Below are 19,725 nucleotides of genomic sequence, written 5' to 3' on the forward strand. Positions count from 1 at the left end.
CGCTTCGCCAGGCCACCAATCCCCGTCGCTTACGCCAGCGCATCTATGACCTGCTCGACCAGCTTTTTGCCTTGCCGCTCGCCGCTCCCGGCGATACCCAGAACGTCTACTTGACCCTATTCGCTCCTCAAGACCTCCAGAAAGGAGAGGACGGCCCGGTAACATTATCAAATGAACGAACCATTCCCGTTCGGTAACATTATCTTTTGATTTGACAGGGCAGGCTGCCGGGTATTTCCCCGGTCGAAACGGGCCGATCACTGAACACGCTGCCCTTCCCGCGCGGCCTGCCGCCTTTTGGTTTACCCCGATCTGTGGTTAACTTAGTGGCCAGTGAACCGTACCGCGACAGAGGGGGAAGTTCAAATGCCATCCCGATCCACCACTGGCCGCATCCCGCTGGAGGAGCTGGCCAGCCTGCCATCGTTTTACCTGCCGACAGTCGCCCATGACCGCCGCCAGATCGCGTTTTACAGTGATCAATCGGGGACGCTGGAGCTATACATCATGGCGCCGCAGGCAGGCGCTGAGCCACGCCAGGTCAGTCACGGCGAGCTGCCGCGGGCGATCCACGCCGGGTATGTGTGGGCCAGAGATGGCCACACGATTTACTTCGCCAGGGATAACGACGGCGACGAGCAGCATAACCTGTGGCGTATTGACCTGGCCACTGGCCGCGCCGAGCAACTCAGCAATACGCCCGCTGCTCAGGAATATCCGGAAGCCGCCAGTCCGGATGGACGCACGATCTACATCCGCAGTAACAAAGATGACCAGATGAACATCTACGCCTTTGATGTGGAGACGCGCGTCCATACCCGCCTGACCTTTTACCGTTTCCCCGTCTGGAATCTGATCCTGAGCGACGACGGACGGCGGATCGCGTATACCGCCAACGACACTGACGACCTGCAGAATACTGATGTCTACGTGATGAACGCCGATGGGAGCGATCCACGCTGCGTCCTGCGCACCCGTATCGGGACCAAAGACAATGTCGCTGACTGGAGCACGGACGGGCGCTTCCTGGCCGTCGGCTCCGATGCCAGTGGCTGGACGCGAACCGGCGTGCTGGAGCTGGCGACCGGGGCGCTGCGCTGGCTCAGCCTGGATGGCCAGAACACCATCCCCGGCAAATTCTCGCCGGATGGTTCGAAACTCCTTGCCTACCGTAATGCCGATTCGGCGGTAGACGTGGTCGTCTATGACGTTCGCAGCGGTGAGGCGATCCCGGTGACTTTGCCGCCCGGCCTGGCCTACGACGCCGACTGGCTGGACGATGAGCGCTTTATGGTCAACATCCAGACCGATCGCACCCGTCCGGAGCTATGGGCTTACCGCTTAAGTGATGGTCAGAGCGTCGTCCTGCTCCCGGCGCAGTACGGCTCGATCGACCCGGCGCTGTTCGTCGGGCACGAGTACATCTGGTATCCCTCCACCGATGGCACGCCGATCCCGGCCATTGTCTACCGCCCGCGCGACCGGCAGCCCGGCGAGCGCAGCCCGGCCATCGTTCACATCCATGGTGGCCCAACCGGGCAGTTCTTCCGCGGTTTTGACGTCTTTGCTCAGTTCCTGGCTGACCGGGGCTATGTGGTCATTGAGCCAAACCCGCGTGGCAGCACCGGTTACGGCGTCGATTTCCGCGACGCCTGCCTCAAGGATTGGGCTGGCAAGGACCTGGAGGATATTGAGGGGGCGGTCCACTACCTGCGCAGCCAGCCGGATGTCGATCCGGAGCGCATCGGCGTCTTTGGCGGCAGCTATGGCGGCTATATGACCTACATGGCCATGACCAAGAAGCCCGACCTGTGGAAGGCGGGCGTGGCCTGGGTGGGCATCACCGATCTGCTACTGCTCTATGAAAACAGCATGGAGCACTTCAAGTACTACCTGCGCCAGCAAATGGGTGATCCGGTGGCGGACGCTGAGTTGTGGCGCGACCGCAGCGCGATTCATTTCGCCGACCGGCTGCGCGGCAAACTGTTGATCGTGCACGGCGTCAACGATCCACGCTGCCCGCTGAACCAGGCGACGACTTTCCGCGACCGGCTGCTGGAACTGGGCCGCGTAGAGGGCGAAGATTTCGAATATGTGGAGTTGAGCGAGGAAGGGCACGGCTCAACCGACATCAGCCAGAAGATTCGGGCCTATACGCTTCTGGCAGATTTCATGGCACGGCGGCTGTAACCGCGGTCAAATTGCGCTGCATCGGCGCGCTGGCCGCCAACTATCCGGCAGGGCGAATTCGCAGGGGAGAAATGACAATGTCCACCAAGATTCTGGTGACCTATGCCAGCCGGGCTGGCGCTACCACCGGCGTAGCTGAAGCCATCGGCCAGGCACTGGTCGAGTGCGGAGCAGAAGTTGATGTACGCCCGATGCAGGAGGTCACCGATCTTGCGCCCTACCGGGCGGTAGTAGCTGGCAGCGCCATCCGGGGCGGGAAGTGGCTGCCAGAAGCCATGCAGTTTATGCGGAGGCATCAGGCCGCGCTCGCCAGCAAGCCCTTTGCTGCGTTTCTGGTGTGCATCACCCTGGCCATGCCGAATAAGAGCTACCACCAGGGAGTGGCCACGTGGCTGGCGCCGGTGCGCGCCCTGGTCAGGCCGGTGAGTGAAGGTCTCTTTGCCGGGGCACTGGACTTCAGCCATGTGCCATTCACTTTCGATACGCTGTTCATGCGTCTGGCGGGGACCATCGGCATCTTCCCCAGGGGCGATCACCGCGACTGGGACGCCATTCACGCCTGGGCCGTCAGCCTGAAGCCGTTGCTAGGGGTGTAACAGCAGCCGGGGGAGTTGATCGGGAGGATATTCCGGTGGTGGGCCGGGGCAGTGGGACACACCCCGGCCCGAAAGGAGCAGGAGGATGAGACACGCCCGGATACTCATCGCAGTGATGGCAATCCTCACAACACTGGGCTGCAACCTGATCGGGACATCCACGTTGATAAACCTGCCACCCACGCCAACATTGACGCCGACCGCGCTACCGACCGCCACGGCGATCCCCCTGCCCACGTTCACGCCGGTCGTGCTGCCGCCGGTGATCCTGCCGACGGCTATCCCGCCACTCCCGACGGCTATCCCGGCCACCCCCACGCCGGAGCCAGCGCGTATCCGCTTCGCCACCGGCGCGACCGCCGCCACGCTGCCCAACCAGGCGATTGCCGCCGGCGGCGTGCTGCGCTATGTGCTGGGGGCCATGAGCGGCCAGGCGCTGCTGGCGGAGATCACCCCGCTGACGGCTGCCGGCGGCCTGTCGCTAACAGTCTATGGGGTTAGTGGGACGCTGCTGGGCCGGACTGCACCAGGGGTGCTTTCCTGGACGGGGGCGCTACCCGCCAGCGGCGACTACGTGATCGAGGTGACCAATATCGGTGCACCGGCCGCCTTCAACCTGGCGGTGACCATCCCGCGCCGGGTGACGATCCCGGCAGGGGAGACAACAGTGTTCCTGGGCGGCAGTGTGACCGCGCCCAGCGCCAACACCTACCTGCTGAGCATCGCTGCCGGGCAGATGCTGATGGTCGATGCCAGCACGCCGGGCGGCAACATCTGGTTGGCAGTGCGCGGCCTGGATGGGACAGTGCTGCTCGGTCCGGAGCAGGGCCGGATGGACTGGGCAGGGGCCGTCCCCGCTGCCCAGGATTACCTGATCAGCGTTGGCGGGGCGGCGGGAACAGCCGAATACACGCTGCAGATCACCCTGCCGAAGCGTATCGTCTTTGCCACCGGGGCGACTTCAGCGACAATCATGGGCAATCTGGCCGGGCGCGACCCGCACCTCTACACGCTGGAGGCCGGCGCGGGCCAGATCATGAGCGCCAGCGTATCGGCGCCCTCCACCGGCAACAACGTCTGGCTGACCATCAGCGGCGCAGACGGCACTGTCCTGCTGCGCCCGGAGGCGCTGCAAACGATCTGGATGGGGCGCCTGCCGGCCTCGCAGGTCTACATCCTGACGGTGCAGGGCGATGGCAACCCGGCGGCCTACACGCTGCAGGTTTCCATCGCCCGGCGGGTCTCCTTCACACCGGGCAGCACGTCAACCGTGCTAGAGGGCACGATCGTCCTGCCCGAGGGGGTGGAATATGTCCTGGAGGCGCGGGCCGGGCAGACACTGACCTACAGCGTGACGCCCGGCGACCGCGTGTACGTCACCCTGGTCGGCGCGGATGGCTCTCCGCTGGCCCGCTACCAGCCTTCCTGGAGCGGTGTATTGCCGCTGACACAGGATTACCTGCTACGGGTGGCGGCGGCCGGCGGCGCGACGGGCATCGGCTACCGGCTGGAAATCAGCATCACGGGCTGAAACTCCCCCGGCGGGCGGTTGAGACCTGAGCATACCCGCCAGACGGCACACCGTTGTATAGTAGGGGTACGGCGCTAAGCGCCGCCAGCCCCGTGAGGAGGTGCCATGCAGATCAAGCGTACACAGTACGAGGAAATCGAAGCCCGGACGCTGGCCCCTTATGCCACACTGGCCCGGGACAGCCGGGGCCGCCAGTATCCGGAGGAGGAGCAGGACTACCGCACTGCCTTCCAGCGCGACCGCGACCGCATCATCCACACTACCGCTTTCCGCCGCCTGGAGTACAAGACCCAGGTGTTCGTCAACTACGAGGGCGATTACTACCGCACCCGCCTGACCCATACGCTGGAAGTCGCCCAGATCGGGCGCAGCATCGCCCGCGCCCTGGGCGCTAACGAGGACCTGGTCGAGGCGATCTGCCTGGTACACGACATCGGTCACTCGCCCTTCGGCCATTCCGGGGAGCGCGTGCTCAACGAGTTGATGGCCGACTATGGCGGTTTTGACCACAACAAGCAGTCGTTGCGCATCGTCACCAAGCTGGAACGGCGCTATCCGCACTGGCCCGGCCTCAACCTGACTTTTGAGGTGCTGGAGGGCATCGTCAAGCACGAGTCGGAGTACGACATCGCTGACGCCGCCGATTACGCCCCTGACCGGCGTGGCAGCCTGGAAGCCCAGATCTGCAACATCGCCGACGAACTGGCCTACAACGCCCATGACCTGGACGACGGCCTGCGCTCCGGGATGCTGCGCGTGGAACAGGTGCGCGATCTGGAACTGTGGCGGATGCTGAGTGATAGCATCGGCTGGGACGGGCGCGATTTCAACGACATGATCCGCTACCGCTTGATCCGGCGGATGATCGGCCTGGAGATCGACGATGCGATCGCCTACACCGCTGCCCGCCTGGAAGAAGCTAACCCGCGCTCGCTGGAGGAACTGCAACACCTGCCCTTTAACGTCGTCGGCCATACGCCGGATTACGTCCGGATGAACCGCGAATTGAAGGATTTGCTCTACAGCAAGCTTTACAGCCACTACCGGGTCAAACGCATGGCGGCCAAGGCGGAACGCTTTATCACCGACCTGTTCAACGAGTACGTCTCCCACCCGGATGAACTGCCGGATACCGTTCAGGCCCAGCTTGAGGAGCGCAGCCTGCATCGCACCGTCTGCGACTACATCGCCGGGATGACCGACCGCTACGCGCTGGAGGAGCACCAGCGCCTGTTCGATCCGTTCGTGCGGCCCTGACGCCAGTTCAGCGCAACCAGGGGGGACGACGCTCCGGCGGGCGGGCCGTGAGCGGATCCGCGTCAATCTCCGGCGGGGCGATCACGCTCACCAGCAGCCGCCCGTCGCGGCAGGCGATGCGGTGGATCATATCCCCTGCGCCCAGTGCAGCGTGGATGGCTCCCAGGCGCGGCTCCAGCGCAGCTTCCTCCACGATCACCAGTTCCGCCCCGGCGGTGGTATCCAGCGGGTGCAGGCGGCATTCCCGGAGCACAGTACGTAGCGCTGCGTAACGAGCGCGAACGGTTTCGTCCTGGCGCAGCGTGATCCACAGCAGACAGCGATCGGGTCGGATGGGCGGGAAGTGCATCGGGCAGACTCCTTGTGCAACCTTCAGCAACGAGTATGGCCTGCCCAGTATACCGGAGATGAGGACAGGAGCACGGATTAGCCTTGGTGTTTTTCCATAGCCGTATCCGTGCCCCATCACCACTCACGCCCCGTTTGCCACGCAGGCAGTGACCATGCCATACTGGATGCCAGAACGGTTGATCTCCGGAGAAAAGTGGGAACCCATGAGCGCACCCGATCCCTTTGGCCCGGATATCCAGCAGGCGTACCGGCTGGCCAGAGATGGCGATCGCGAGGGCGCGCTGGCCATCCTGTACGGCATCGTGGCCATCGCGCCCGATCACCGCGACGCCTGGTGGCTGATCACGCAGGTGACGCCGCACACCCACCAGCGGGTGGAAGCCCTGCGCCGCGTGCTGCAGATCGATCCGGCCTTTGCCCCGGCCCGCCAGCTGGCCGCCCGCTACGGTTACCTGGACAAGCCCACGCTGCCATCCGCGGGTCAGGCTGCGGCGCCGCCTTCGGCGCCACCGCCTGCGCCGGATTACCGCAGCCATCCTGTAACACCAGCCGGGGACGTGCCCGCACCACCCGCGGCTCCGGCGTATCCTGAGCAGGCCTACCCGCCCTACAGCGGGACCCCGGCCTATGAGGTCTCCGCGCCGCCGCCTGCCCCGGATTACGTCAGCCACCCGGCGGAGAGCCATCCAGCGCCTGTGCCGCCCTTGGAGCCAGGCGAGCCGATCCCGCCGCCGGGCCGCACCCGCCGCCGCCCTGAATCTGACTGGGAGATGGAGCCAGAACCGGAGCATCGCCCAACGCCCCGCCAGCCGGTGCAAATCCAGCCGTTTCTGGTGGTCAATGGCGGGTGCGTCAGCGGGTGCTTTTCGCTGCTGCTGACCATCCTCGCCGGCAGCGTCCTGGCCGTGCTGATGATCGGAGAGTCGGTCAGCCTGGCCCTGCAGAACGTGGGCGCATTGCCTGCCGGACAGTCGTTGCCGCTGAATCTGGTCCCGGCGGTCGTGCTAACGGCGTTGCTGGCCTTCCTGCGCACCGGTCCTGTCCTGTTGCCCATTGATTTCAGCGCTATAGTCCCCGGCCTGGACCCGGCTAACCTGCCCAATCCCGCCCAGGTCTTCGGCGGGGCGTTGAATACCCTATGGGCGTCACTGGGCTACCCGGCCCAGACCGGCGATGTCATCATCGCCCGCCTGTCTACCCTTGGGGCACAACTGGATATTTTAGGCTGGCTACTGCCGGTGCTGTGGCTGGGCGGCTGGGTGATCCTGGCCTTCCTGTTCGTCTTCATGCGGGCGCGCGCCGGGCGGCTGTTACACTGGTTCCTGAGCACGGTCGGGCTGTGGTTGCTGGCGGGCGCGGCGGTCAGCATGGCGCTGCTCCTGTTCCGCCTGGCCAATGGAGGATGAGGCTGATGGCCGTGCTGCGGCTGATGACACTCAACCTGCGCGTCTCCAGCGCGGATGATGGGCCGAACGCCTGGCCGCTGCGCTGGCCATACCTCAAAGCGCTGCTCAACACGCTGCGCCCGGATATCTTTGCCGCGCAGGAGTGCATGCCCGACCAGCTGGTGAACATCACCGGCGACCTGGCGGGTTACTTCGCTTACCCCGGCCCGGATACCATGCTCGCCGATGGCCGGTCGCTGCGCAATCCATTCTTCGTTTGCCAGCCGTGTATCCTGCCCCGCGCGGAGGGTGCGCTGGCGCTCAATGAAACAGGCGTGATCGGGCAGGTGAGCTGGGATGGCCGCGAGCCGCGCCTGGCCCACCTGCTCCACTTCCAGACCTGGACGCTGGTCAACGCCCATTTTGACGCCTGGAACTGCGAGCGGGCGCGGCTGGAAAGCGCCCGCCTGCTGGTGGAAACGCTCAGGGACAGGCCCGCGGCGGTGGTGGTGGGCGATCTTAATTGCACGCCGGACTCAGCGCCGATTGAGGTGTTCCGGCAGGCTGGCTACAGCTCGGCGGCGGATACCCTGCCGCCCTGGATCGACCGGCGCACCTTCCACGATTTCACCGGCAAGGGAATCGCCGAGCTGGATTACATCCTGCTGCGCGGGGTTAACCTGCTGGAAGTCCAGATTCCCCGTCCGCGGGCGCGTCCGCCGTTCCTTTCTGATCACGATCCGCTTGTGGCGGACATCGAAGTGCTGGACTGAGCGGGCGGCTCAGTCCAGCTTGTAGCCGATCTTGCGCAGGAAACCCTTGCGCCAGGCAATATCTGCCTCGCCTTCGATGCCCTGGCTGCGGAAGCCATCGATCACGCCCAGGATACCGCGGCCCTGTTCGGTCTCGGCCAGGATGACCTGCGTTGGGTTGGCGGTAGCGCAGAACAGACGGACGATCTCCGGCACACGGTTCAGGGCGGGGATCACGTTGATCGGGTAGAAACCCTCCCCCAGGAACAGGATGAAGCTATGCCCAGCGGAAAGCGCCAGCGCGTTACGCCGCGCCAGGTCGATTAGCGCCTCGTCCGTGCCTGTCCAGCGCACCAAGCACGCGCCCGATGCTTCGCAAAAGGCGAGGCCAAATTTGATTCCCGGCACGCTGCTGACCAGCGCCTCATGCACGTCCTCCACTGTCTTGATGAAATGGCTCTGGCCCAGGATGAAGTTCAGTTCCTCCGGTTTCTCAATGGTCACCGTGATCAGGTTCATCGCGTTCTCCTCCGGCACATGCGCTGTTACAGGCGGATGCATGCCCGCCACTCCTACTGTAGTGCCCGTGCGGCGAAAAGACAACGAGAAAGGCCGGGCGCGGGGGTCAGTTGAGCGCGTCCAGGCGCAGGGTATACGTCGCTGGCTGGAGCGTGTAGTCGGTCATGCCGCTGATGATGATCACCGCCGGGTTATCCGGCGCCACCTCGACCGTCCACTCGCCAGCCTGCCCGCCGCCGGGCATCAGCAAGCGCTGCACGCGCAGCGGGCGACCGGTCACCAGCTCGACCAGGAATTCCTGCGGCAACGCATTGGTGATGCGCGACCAGCCCTCGGCCAGCCAGTCCCCAACCAGCTCTGCATCGTCAGAGAAGCCCAGTTCCGGGATGGCGATGTCGTCCAGCAGCCAGCCGTTGCGGGTGAAAGCCTGATCGGTCACATACTCGAAGCGGATCAGGACTTCCCCGCCAGTGAACGGCGTCAGGTCGATCGTCTCCTGTACCCAGGCAGCTTCCGGGCGGATGCGCCGTTCCGGGTGCTCCCCCAGCGTAACCTGCAGGACGATCTCCTGGCCGCCGCGCCGGACAGTGACCGGCACAGTTTCCGCCGGACGGTAGCGGTTAAGCAGCGTCACCAGATCGGCGGAGGCGAGAGAGTCGCCACCGATAGCCAGCAGCTGATCGCCGGGCTGCATCCCCGCGGCTGCCGCGCCGCCGCCGGGCAGCAACCCGGTCACCAGGCCCGTGGCAGTGTCGAGCGTGATGCCGAGGAAGGGGGCGGGGCGTATTTCCGTCCCGCCAGCGCTGTAACCGGTGATGCCGGGGGCAAAGGCGCGGTGATTGGGGTCTTCCCGCGTGGTGGCAGAAGTGGTCAACGGCGTCCAGGTACGACCGCCATCCGTTGAGGCGCTGACATACCCGTAGTCCCAGAACGGCTCCATCTCGTACCAGGTCCAGTACGTCAGGGTGGCCCTGTCCAGACCGCTGAGGTCAAAGGCGCGGGTCAGGCGCGGGTTGCTCTGGTCAGAACGGTTGGCCCAGTACATGTACTCGCCGCTGTGGGCAGTCGTCGGGACGATGCTGACCGTCCGGTTGCCGCTGAAGCTCAGGCGCAGCGTCTGCGGGGAGGCGCTTTCCAGCAGGAAGTAATCCGCCCCATGCTGGTTAACCGGGCGATCCTGCAGGAGGGCCGGATAAACGTTCACCCGCCCGGTCAACGCAGCGCGGCCTCCGGCCAGGTCTATACGGCGGTAACCAAAGCGCCCATCCAGCAGAGTCGGGTTGTTCAGCAGGTTGGCCACCAGCCAGTCGGCGAAGACATCGGCGAAGGTGATCGCCCCGCCCGTCTGCGGGTCAGTCGCACCCAGCGCTGCCAGGGTGCGATCGATCCCGGCGATGCCGTCCGCCGGCTCCCCAGCGTGCAGGCGCACAAAGTCCGGGCCAAAGCGCTCCTCCAGGTAGGCGAAGAACAGCGCCGCCGCGCCGTAGTAAGGGGAGGGCTGGTCGATATCCCAGGCATTCAACTGAACGCCGGGAGCAGCCAGATAGCGCTGGATGGCCTGCGTGCGTGGCCCAACCGTCAGGAAAGCACCCAGTTCGGCGGTTCCCTCGGTGACCCAGGTCTGCTCGTTTTCGTCCCGGTTCTTCTGGATCATGTGGACGAATTCGTGGGCCAGCACGTACAGGTAAGACGACGAGTCGAAGGGCACGTTATCCGCAGCAATCACAAACATTTCATGCTCGTTGCTGGAGGCGAAGATTTGCTGCGGGTAGACGCTGGTGTCGTTGAAATAGCCGCCGACCGTCTCGCCGATGTTGGTGGCATGCAGGATGTAGATGTGCGGATCCCCGTCGATGCCCGGCGAATCTTCATTGCCAAAGAGGGTGCGCACCGCTGGAAATAGGCGATTGTCCAGGAAAGCGGCCACCTCGGCCAGCAGGTCAGCGTCATAGGGCACGCCCACTTCCACCCACAGGTAAACTCCGGGGGTAGCAGCGGCCAGTTCCGCTTCGACGGGAGTGATGACGAACGTGTCGTTGTTGCCCACAAAGAAGGTTTCCCGGTCGCCGGGGGCATAGGCGGGGGCGGGCGGAATCGAGATCTGCGCAGCGCCGATCAGCCCGCCAAGCCGTTCGGCCAGGTCAGGTGCATCCCTGATGGGGATGCTAACCTCCTGCAGGGTACGCAGCGTCTGCAGGCTGCTGTTGCCGCCCTGCGCCGCAGCGGGCACCGCCGCCAGCAACAGGACAGCCAGGACGATCGTGATATGGTGCAAGAATACCCGTAAACTGTTCACCGCCCTGCCCCATGCTCAATCTGCCCCCATGATAACACGATACGAAGAATCCAAAAACAATACGGCGATGCAACTCGTTCCTGCTTTGTAGCATGGCGAGTCAGTTGCCGCCCGGACTCACGCCTCTGATCTCCTGTTTCCTTTTTGGCCCGCCGGGGGCTGCCCGCTGGCGCCGCCGGTAGGGTATAATCCCGGCGCTTGCGCCACCTGCCGCCCACCTATGAGGTGTGTTTTTATGCGCCGCCGTGCGCCTGACCTGCTGATCATCCTGTTGCTCCTGTTACTGCCGCTGATCTATTATGCGCCGGTTACGCTGGGCGACCGCACCCTGCTGCCCGCCGACAACCTCTATCAGTGGCAGCCTTTCCGCGCCTACCGGGAGGTCGTCCGCGCTCCTGAGGTGACGCACAACGCCCTGCTCTCCGACCTGATCCTGGAGAATTACGTCTGGAAGCAGTTCATCCGGGAAAGCATCGCCAACCGCGAGTTGCCGCTGTGGAACCCGCACCTGTTCGCCGGCGTGCCCTTCCTGGCAGCGGGTCAGCACAGCGCCCTCTACCCGCTCAGTCTGCTGCATTACATCCTGCCGCTGGAATCGTCGTACGGCTGGTACGCCGTGATCCAGCTATGGATCGCCGGTCTGACCATGCTGGCGCTGGCGCGTGGGCTGGGCCAGGGGCGGATCGGCGCGACGGTCGCGGCGGTGAGCTGGCAGCTCAGCGGCTTTTTCCTAGTCAGCACGGTTTTCCCGATGATCCAGAGCGCAGCGGCCTGGCTGCCCCTGTTGATTCTGATGATCGAGTACGTGGTCCGCAGCCAGCCGCTGTTCAACCGCCCGGCCACGCTGCCCTGGGCAGCCGCCGGAGCCGTGACGCTGGCCCTGGTCATCTACGCCGGACATGTGGAGATCACGTACTACACGCTGCTGGTGATGGCCTTTTACGCGGCCTGGCGGCTGCTGGCCGGATGGTGGGCGACCCGGCGGGAAGGCGGGGCAACCGGCTGGCTGCTGCGGCGCGGGACCTGGCTGGTGGCCATGGTCGGGGCGGGCTTGCTGCTCGGCGCGGCGCAGATCGTCCCTCTGATTGAGCTGGTCAGCCGAAACTTCCGGGAAGGCTCGGCCACGCTGGAGCAAATCCTCGGCTGGGCTTACCCCAAGCGGCAGCTGCTGGCCTTTCTGATGCCCAACTTTTTTGGCAACCCGGCCCACCACGCCTACTTCGATGTGTTCAGCCGCCAGATGGTCCCGGTCAGCGTCAACGCCCTGGGCCAGCCGATCACGGTTATTGACTGGGGGATCAAGAACTATGTCGAGGGCGGAGCGTACCTGGGCATCCTGCCGCTGGCGCTGGCCGCCTATGCGCTGGCGAGCGCCTGGCGGCGCGGTGCAGATCGTGATCTACCCGCCGGACGACCCTACCGGGCGATCTTCGCCGCGCTGGGGGCAATCGCCCTGACCTTTGTCTTCGGCCTGCCGACCTACGCCGTGCTCTACTACCTGCTGCCGGGCATTAACCAGCTGCATAGCCCGTTCCGCTGGGTGTTCCCGCTGACACTGGCCGTCGCCGTACTGGCCGGGTTCGGCGCGGACGCGCTGGCGCGGCGGGTGGATAGCCGCCTGACGCGCTGGTTCGGGTGGGGGCTGACCGGCGCGGGCGGGCTGACCCTGCTGGGGCTGGCGGGCAGCTATGGTTTCTATCCGCAGCTTGAGCCGCTGATCGACCGGGCGCTGCGCTCGCTGGCCCTGGCGGAAAACGCCTTCGCTGACGCGCGGATGTTCTACAGCTACCAGTTCACTAACGTCCTGTTGCTGGGTGTGTTCCTGCTGCTGGCTGGCGGGATGTTCCTGCTCAACCAGCGAGCGTGGGCGTTGCCGCCGCGTCGGGGATGGTTGCCGCTCTGGGCGGTGCTGGCGGTGATTGTCGTCGCCCTCGACCTGCTGATCGCCTCGGCGGGCTTCAACCCGGCGGCGGATCCCGCCCTGCTGGACTTCACGCCGCCCGCCTTCCAGTGGCTGCGGGGCAAGTATGCGGAGGAAGGGTCGTTCCGGATCACCACCCTGGACGCGCCGGGGGCCAATACCGCCAACGCCAACATCCCCTGGATGTTCGGGCTGGAGGACGTGCGCGGCTATGACAGCATCATCCCCCGCCAGTACACAGACTATATGCGCCTGATCTCGCCGCAATTCCAGCTGGAATACAACCGCGTCGCGCCCCTGACAACCGATTACCTCCCAGCCCTTGACTCCCCCCTGCTGGATATGCTCAACGTGCGCTACATCATGACCGAGAGCACGATCGAGAATCCGATCTACCGCCTGGTCTATGAAGACGAAGCGGTACGCATCTACGAGAACACGCACGTCATGCCCCGCGCCTACACCCTGCCCGTGCGGGCAACGCTGACCTATGACTCCCTGGCGGGCTTTCAGGAGTTGCTGAACACGCCGGGAATCGACCTGCACCGTGCCGTGCTGCGCTACGACCCGGCGCAGCCGACTTCTGCCGCGGGCGCATTGCTGGACGCCGATCCCGTCCCGCAGGTGATCACCACCTACCGGGGACTGACTGTCCTGATCGACGCGACGATCAGCGAGCCGTCATGGCTGGTGCTGGCTGACAGCTACTTCGAGGGCTGGCGGGCCTTCATCCGTCCCGCCGGGGCAGACGACGACTACGAGCAGGAGCTGCCGGTGATGCTGGTCAACGGCAACTTCCGCGCCGTGCAGATCGATCCGGCAGCGCTGGCGGAACACTACGCGGAGGCGGCGACCTCCGGCACAGTGACGCTCTCCAATACGTGGACGGTGCGCTTCCGCTACAGCCCGGCTTCGTTCCAGATCGGCGCATTTCTCAGCTTCATCACCGGGGCGGCGATCGCTTTTGCTGCGGGGGTCTGGCTGTGGCGGACGTTCTACCGGAGCAGCGATGAGGAGGCTGGCACGGTGCAACGCCTGGCCAAAAACAGCGCCGTGCCCATCCTGATGAACTTGTTCAACAAAGGCATCGATTTCGCCTTCGCCTTCATCATGCTTCGCGTGCTGGGGCCGGAGAACGCGGGTATCTACTACTACGCCGTGGTCGTCTTCGGCTGGTTCGACATCCTGACCAACTTCGGCCTGAACACCTACCTGACACGGGAGGTTGCCCGCCGCCATGAGCAGGCCGGGCGCTACCTGCTCAATACCAGCCTGCTGCGGATCGGGCTGGCCGCGCTGGGCGTGCCGCTGCTGATTGGCTTCCTGGCAACCCGCCAGGCGACGGTCACGCCGCCGCTGACGCCGGTCGCCATCGGCGCGATTGTCCTGCTGTACATCGGCTTGCTGCCTAACAGCCTGAGCACCGGCCTGAGCGCGTTGTTTTACGCCTTCGAGAAGGCCGAATACCCGGCGGCCATCGCCACTGTCAGCACATTCTCCAAGGCCGTGCTGGGGCTGCTGGCGCTGGTGGCCGGGTGGGGCGTAGTGGGTCTGGCCGGGGTGAGCATTATCACCAACCTGATCACGCTGGGGCTGATGCTGTGGCTGGCCAGGCCATTGCTTGGCCCGCGCCGGGAAATGGCCGGTCTGCAGGTCGAGCGCAGCCTGATCCGCCATATGCTCGGCGAATCCTGGCCGCTGATGATCAACCACCTGCTGGCAACAATCTTCTACAAGATCGACGTGATTCTGATGGAGGCGATCAACGGGGCGACAGTCGTCGGCTGGTATAGCACCGCTTACAAGTGGCTGGACGCCCTGCAGGTCATCCCGGCCTTCCTTTCGGCGGCGTTGCTGCCGGTCATGAGCCGCCAGGCGCAGGAAGACCCACCCGCGCTGGTGCGCAGCTACCGGCTGGCGGTTAAACTGCTGGTGCTGGTCGCCCTGCCGGTGGCGGTGGCCACGACCTTCGTGGCGGGTGCACTGGTGTTGTTCCTGGGCGGGGAGGAGTACCTGCCCGACGGGGCGGTGGCGCTGCAGATCATGGTGTGGAGCATCCCGCTGGGTTGGATCAACAGCGTGACGCAATATGTGCTGATTGCGCTTGATCGCCAGCGACTGCTGACGCGGGCCTTCATTATGGCGGTGGCGGTCAACATCACCGCCAACCTGATCCTGCTGCCGCTCTACAGTTACCGGGCGGCAGCCGTGATCCACATCATCAGCGAGGGATTGCTGCTGGCGCTGTTTTTGGGGATGCTGCGCCCGGCGCTGCGGGAGCACATCCCCGCTGATGCCACAGCGCGAACGGTGGCGCTGCCCCGTCTGCTGGGGCGTCCGGCGCTGGCAGCGGCACTGATGTTCAGCGTGATGGCGGTATTATGGGGCGTGAATGGTCCATTGGCGCTGGCGGCAGGAGTCGGGGTCTATGCGGGGACGTTGATCGCGCTGCCGCCGTTTGACGCCGGGGAACGGGCGCAGCTACGCCCTTTGCTGCCCGGCCAGCGGCAACAGGCCAGACCGACCGCGGCAGAGAGTATCCCTGGCGAATAGGCAAAAGGCTACCGGAGCAACCGTCAGTTGACGTCGACGACCTTGAACGTGTACTTGTCCGCATGGCGGACGGTCGTCAGCTTCAACCCCAGGCGCGGATCGCGCAGCAACTGGCGGACGAACGGATTGCTCATCACGCGCATGGTCACCTGCTGGTCGCCCCGGATCAGCGTGACCCGGTAGATATTGATGAAGCGCGCCTCGCCGAACCAGTGTGTTTCCACCAGCACCTCTTCCCCCAGCCCCCAGCCTTCCTGCAAGCAGCGGGCGAGTTGATCGCCGCTGGCGTACCGCTGGGAAGGTGACCAATAGCGGAACTGGCTGGGATCGGCGCTGGTGTATTCGTAATTCGACAACACATTCCGCACCTGCATCGTAACACTCCTTTGAAAACGCTAAAACCAGGACTACATAGACACTCTCCGGGCCTGCCGCCCGATCGGCAATGGTTATAATGCCGACCTATTAAGGCAAGTTAAAGACCGCCCTAAAATCTGATGAAAGGTCTGTGAACCGGCTCACCACAACGGGAGCCGGTCCCCGACGCCTGTGGTAACCGGGACGAACAGCCCAGCGCGTTGTTGTGCCCTCCTTCCAGCGCCACAAACCGGACGCCGACGCTAGGCGGCTTCAGGTTGTGAGGCGGTCGCTTGCTCCGGCAAGGTGGCTCCCAGCTCCTTCAGACGCTGCTGCAGGTAGGCGCCGTCCATATCTTCGGTTTCCAGCAATTCCTGCGCCAGGGTCTCCAGCACATGGCGATTGGTTTCCAGAATCCGGAGGGCACGGGCGTAATTCTCTTCGACGATGCGCTTAACTTCCTGGTCAACCACCCGCTGCACATCGGGGCCGGTCAGGGCCTGCTCGCCAAAGCCGGGCAGGAACGCCCCTGCTTCCCGCCTGACAACAGCAAACGGGCCGACCTGCTTGCTCATGCCAAATTCGGAAACCATCCGCCGGGCCAGATCGGAGACGCGTTGCAGGTCATCCGCAGCGCCTGTAGAGGCTTGCCCGAAGATGACCGCCTCTGCCGCCCGACCGCCAAGCAAAACTGCGATCCGGTCGTGCAGCTCAGCCTCGCTGAGCAGGTAGCGATCTTCAGCGGGGAGTTGCATGGTAACACCGAGAGCCGCAACCCCTCGCGGCACAATTGACACGCGGTGAACGGGATCAGCGCTAGGGAGCAGGCTGGCCACCAGGGCGTGCCCCATCTCGTGGCAGGCCACGATGCGGCGTTCGCGGTCACTCAGGGCGCGGTTCTGACGCTCCAGGCCCATCATGACCCGGTCGGCGGCGTTTTCAAAATCGATCATCTCCACTTTGTTAGCGCCCCGCCGGGCAGCCAGCAGGGCCGCCTCATTGACCAGGTTCTCCAGCTCCGCGCCGGCGAAGCCAGGCGTACGGGCGGCAATCACGTCCAGGTCGACGCGCTCATCCAGGACAATGTTCCGGGTATGAACTTCCAGGATGGCGCGTCTGCCCTTGCGATCCGGTTTGTCCACCACAATCTGCCGGTCAAAACGCCCCGGACGCAGCAGGGCAGGATCAAGGACTTCCGGCCGGTTGGTGGCGGCCATGATGATCACGCCGGAGCGACTGTCAAAGCCGTCCATTTCTGAAAGCAGCTGGTTCAGGGTTTGCTCGCGTTCCTCATGCGTAACGGGGGATTGCTGCCCGCCGCGTGCGCGCCCGATGGCATCAATCTCGTCGATGAAGATGATGCAAGGGGCTTTTTCGCGCGCCTGTTTGAACAGGTCGCGCACCCTGGCCGCGCCCACCCCGACGAAAATCTCGATGAAATCGGAACCGGTCAGGCTGAAGAAAGGCACGCGGGCTTCCCCGGCCACCGCCCGCGCCAGCAGGGTCTTGCCCGTGCCCGGCGGTCCAACGAGTAGCACGCCCTTTGGCACCCGCCCACCAAGACGCTGATAACGTTCCGGTGACTTGAGAAAATCTACAATCTCGCGTAACTCAGCGACGGCTTCATCCGCGCCCGCGACCTGATCAAAGGTGACATCCACACTCCCCTGATCCCAGACACGCGCGCGGTTACTGCCAAACATCAATGCCTGATGCTGTCCTGGCAGGCGGTTGATCAGAAAGCGCCAGGCCAGCACCAGCACAATCACCGGCGCAACCCATGACAGCAGGGTCATCAGGAAGCCGGGTTCCTGCGGTTGAAGCCCGGCGAATTCGACACCGGCAGCCTGCAGCCGCTCCAGCAACTGCGAATCGTCCATATTGGGCAGACGCTGGACGGTGAACACCTGTTCCTGGCCGTTAACCGTTGTGAACCACAGGATGTCTTTGTCGCGGATGAGCACGCTGTTGACTTGCCCACTCTCAAGGGCAGCCAGGAATTCGCTATAGAGCCTGACCTCCGGCTCAAGGGGCGGGAACAGTAGCCATTGCACGCCAAGCCAGATGCCGATCGAGACCACCATATAAATGAGTGAGAAGATCCACTGGCGCCGTCTGTTCTCGCGTTGCAGTTTGTCGGCCTGTTCCTTTTCTTTCATCGTATCTTCCCCGGCTACACCCCAGTTGGCGGAAAGCTGCGCTCTTCACCAGCAGCTTTCACCCTGTTCCCGGTGAGCTATGGATCGCTATTGCACCTGCTATGGACAATCGCCAACAGCCACTTCCTTATACAAAGTATACAAGATTTGCCAGGAGAAGGCGCAGGAAAACCCCTGGAGTAGATAGCAGGCGGCCCCGGATCGGGTAAATCCAGGGCCGCCTGTGCATCTCAGATGACATCCAGCTCAGAAGCCGACGTAGAGCAGCGGATCGGTGGGGATGTCGTTGTAGCGGATTTCAAAGTGCAGGTGCGGGCCGCTGGAGTTGCCGGTGCTGCCTACCCCGCCGATCACCCCGCCGGCGGGAACCATCTGCCCGCAGCCGACGTCGATGCGGCTCAGGTGGCCGTAGAACGTGGTGAACGGGCCGTGCGCCAGTACCACCAGGTAGCCATAACCCCAGTCGTTCCAGCCACGATAGATCACCCGCCCCGGCGATGCGGCGTAGACAGGCGTGCCCGGCGAAGCGGAAAGATCGACGCCGGTATGGAAAGCAGTGAAGCCGCGCACCCATGCATACGACGATAGCGGTCTGGCGAAGTAGCCTGTGCCGCCCGGATTCGGCTGGCGGCCACAACTCCCCGGCTGGCCCGGTGCAAAGGAGATATACCCGGCCTCCGAGGAGCCGCCGCCCCCGCCGCCGGAACGCTCCACAACCGGGTTGTACGTCCAGTCGTTGTAGGTGCTCGTTCCGCCGGGGACGACCACGTATGTCCCGCTGCGGACGATGGTCTCCGGCGTGGCCCCGAACAGGTCGTTGTACTCCGAATTGATGATGTCGTAGGGGTCAACATTGTACTTGTCGGCGATGGCCTGGATGGTCTCGTCAACCAGGGCGCGGTGATAGACGCCATCAACCGGCAGGATGTATAGCTGGTTGCCGGGACGCAGCGCAAAAACGACATTGCGATCATTCGACCAGGCGATGGTGTCCTTTTCCAGCCCGAAGCGCTCAGCGATGGCGGTGATGGTATCGCCTTCCTGGATCGTGTAGGTGATGACCTCGGCGCGCGGGCGCTCCGGTACGATGGTGAAGGGGCTATCCCGGCGCTCCACCGGCTCGTAGGCGACGTTAAGATCAGCGGGCGGGCGGGAAAGCAGGACAGCGATTTGCTCCGGGCCAAGCGTCGGCTCAATCGCCGGGAGTGGGCCGCCCTGAGCCGGCACGGTCAACGGTGTATCTGTTGGCGCGGCAGTAGCAGCCTGAACAGAGGCGGGCGGTGTTCCCGCCGCTGTGCCGCGCAGGAGGGGCAGAGCGACGATCAGACCGGCGATGATGGTCAGCGCGGCGGCCAGCAGGACCAGCGCCAGCCCCAACGCGCGCCGCCACATCGGCAGTTCGTCCGGCGTCTCATCGCTGCCAACTGGCCGCATCACCTGCGACGGGCTGGTATCGGCCAGCGGGTCGATGGGCGGCTCATCCTCCAGACGGACCGGCGGCAGGCCACGGGGCGGTGTCTGTGGCGAATCCTCCGGTGGGCGTTCCGGTTCATCGGGGGTTGCTTCGTGATCGGCAGTAAACCAGCTCATTAGCGTTACATCCTCATTCCATCCAACGTGTGCCCCCCGCAATGCGCCCGGTAGCATAACACAAACCCTCCGGCACGCCAAGCGGCGGAGGGTCTGGTTCAGGCGGAGAGGGCGGGATTCGAACCCGCGAGGGGGTTAACCCTACTCGCGTTCCAGGCGAGCGCATTAGGCCATCTATGCTACCTCTCCGGATAGGCTTGCCTGGCCGGCAAAACGCCGGCTGGCGGCTTGGTGTGTTTTGATTATAGCAAATCCCCGGCGTGTTTCC

At 64.4% G+C, this 19,725-nt stretch carries 13 protein-coding genes and 1 tRNA gene; 7 read left to right on the forward strand and 7 right to left on the reverse strand.

What is annotated here, in order from left to right; translation table 11 throughout:
• Positions 1-366 precede the first annotated feature (366 nt).
• The 4 genes from HPY64_08780 to HPY64_08795 all read left to right on the forward strand — a co-directional run bounded on the left by HPY64_08780 (position 367) and on the right by HPY64_08795 (position 5,574).
• Positions 367-2,190: a S9 family peptidase gene (locus HPY64_08780; GenBank protein NPV67224.1), complete on the forward strand. Its 1,824-nt coding sequence runs from the start codon at positions 367-369 to the stop codon at positions 2,188-2,190.
• Positions 2,191-2,267: 77 nt separating this feature from the next.
• Complete coding sequence (locus HPY64_08785) at positions 2,268-2,786, forward strand: flavodoxin (GenBank protein ID NPV67225.1); 519 nt, start codon at positions 2,268-2,270, stop codon at positions 2,784-2,786.
• An 85-nt stretch (positions 2,787-2,871) separates the two neighbouring features.
• Complete coding sequence (locus tag HPY64_08790) at positions 2,872-4,317, forward strand: hypothetical protein (protein ID NPV67226.1); 1,446 nt, start codon at positions 2,872-2,874, stop codon at positions 4,315-4,317.
• A 105-nt stretch (positions 4,318-4,422) separates the two neighbouring features.
• Positions 4,423-5,574 carry a deoxyguanosinetriphosphate triphosphohydrolase gene (locus HPY64_08795; GenBank protein ID NPV67227.1) on the forward strand — a complete coding sequence of 384 codons (1,152 nt, stop codon included), beginning with the start codon at positions 4,423-4,425 and terminating at the stop codon, positions 5,572-5,574.
• A 7-nt stretch (positions 5,575-5,581) separates the two neighbouring features.
• Here the strand turns inward: HPY64_08795 and HPY64_08800 are convergent, their stop codons facing one another.
• Positions 5,582-5,923, reverse strand: a complete 342-nt coding sequence (locus HPY64_08800) for a hypothetical protein (GenBank protein ID NPV67228.1) — start codon at positions 5,921-5,923, stop codon at positions 5,582-5,584.
• Positions 5,924-6,077: 154 nt separating this feature from the next.
• Between HPY64_08800 and HPY64_08805 the strand changes: the two genes are divergently transcribed.
• The gene (locus tag HPY64_08805) at positions 6,078-7,331 is read left to right on the forward strand and encodes a hypothetical protein (GenBank protein NPV67229.1); all 1,254 of its coding nucleotides are present in this window, start codon (positions 6,078-6,080) and stop codon (positions 7,329-7,331) included.
• Positions 7,332-7,336: 5 nt separating this feature from the next.
• On the forward strand, positions 7,337-8,083 hold the full coding sequence (locus tag HPY64_08810) for a hypothetical protein (GenBank protein ID NPV67230.1): 747 nt from the start codon (positions 7,337-7,339) through the stop codon (positions 8,081-8,083).
• Between the two features lie 9 nt (positions 8,084-8,092).
• Here the strand turns inward: HPY64_08810 and HPY64_08815 are convergent, their stop codons facing one another.
• Both HPY64_08815 and HPY64_08820 read right to left on the reverse strand, forming a co-directional pair.
• Positions 8,093-8,581, reverse strand: a complete 489-nt coding sequence (locus HPY64_08815) for a hypothetical protein (GenBank protein ID NPV67231.1) — start codon at positions 8,579-8,581, stop codon at positions 8,093-8,095.
• 106 nt (positions 8,582-8,687) lie between these two features.
• Positions 8,688-10,877 (reverse strand): PDZ domain-containing protein, encoded by a 2,190-nt coding sequence (locus HPY64_08820; protein ID NPV67232.1) that lies wholly within the window; start codon positions 10,875-10,877, stop codon positions 8,688-8,690.
• Between the two features lie 235 nt (positions 10,878-11,112).
• On the opposite strand from HPY64_08820, the gene HPY64_08825 reads away from it, so the two are divergent.
• Entirely contained in the window at positions 11,113-15,351 is a 4,239-nt protein-coding gene (locus tag HPY64_08825; GenBank protein ID NPV67233.1) for an oligosaccharide flippase family protein, read from the forward strand.
• A gap of 23 nt (positions 15,352-15,374) precedes the next feature.
• Here HPY64_08825 and HPY64_08830 read toward each other — a convergent pair whose 3' ends face one another.
• The 4 genes from HPY64_08830 to HPY64_08845 form a co-directional block, all read right to left on the reverse strand.
• Positions 15,375-15,725 (reverse strand): hypothetical protein, encoded by a 351-nt coding sequence (locus tag HPY64_08830; GenBank protein NPV67234.1) that lies wholly within the window; start codon positions 15,723-15,725, stop codon positions 15,375-15,377.
• 246 nt (positions 15,726-15,971) lie between these two features.
• Positions 15,972-17,867, reverse strand: a complete 1,896-nt coding sequence (gene hflB / locus HPY64_08835) for an ATP-dependent zinc metalloprotease FtsH (protein ID NPV67235.1) — start codon at positions 17,865-17,867, stop codon at positions 15,972-15,974.
• A 246-nt stretch (positions 17,868-18,113) separates the two neighbouring features.
• Positions 18,114-19,457, reverse strand: a complete 1,344-nt coding sequence (locus HPY64_08840) for a peptidoglycan DD-metalloendopeptidase family protein (GenBank protein ID NPV67236.1) — start codon at positions 19,455-19,457, stop codon at positions 18,114-18,116.
• A gap of 103 nt (positions 19,458-19,560) precedes the next feature.
• Positions 19,561-19,646: transfer RNA gene (locus HPY64_08845), tRNA-Ser, on the reverse strand.
• Between the last annotated feature and the right edge of the window lie 79 nt (positions 19,647-19,725).

Source organism: Anaerolineae bacterium, assembly GCA_013178165.1.
Lineage (GTDB): Bacteria > Chloroflexota > Anaerolineae > Aggregatilineales > Ch27 > Ch27.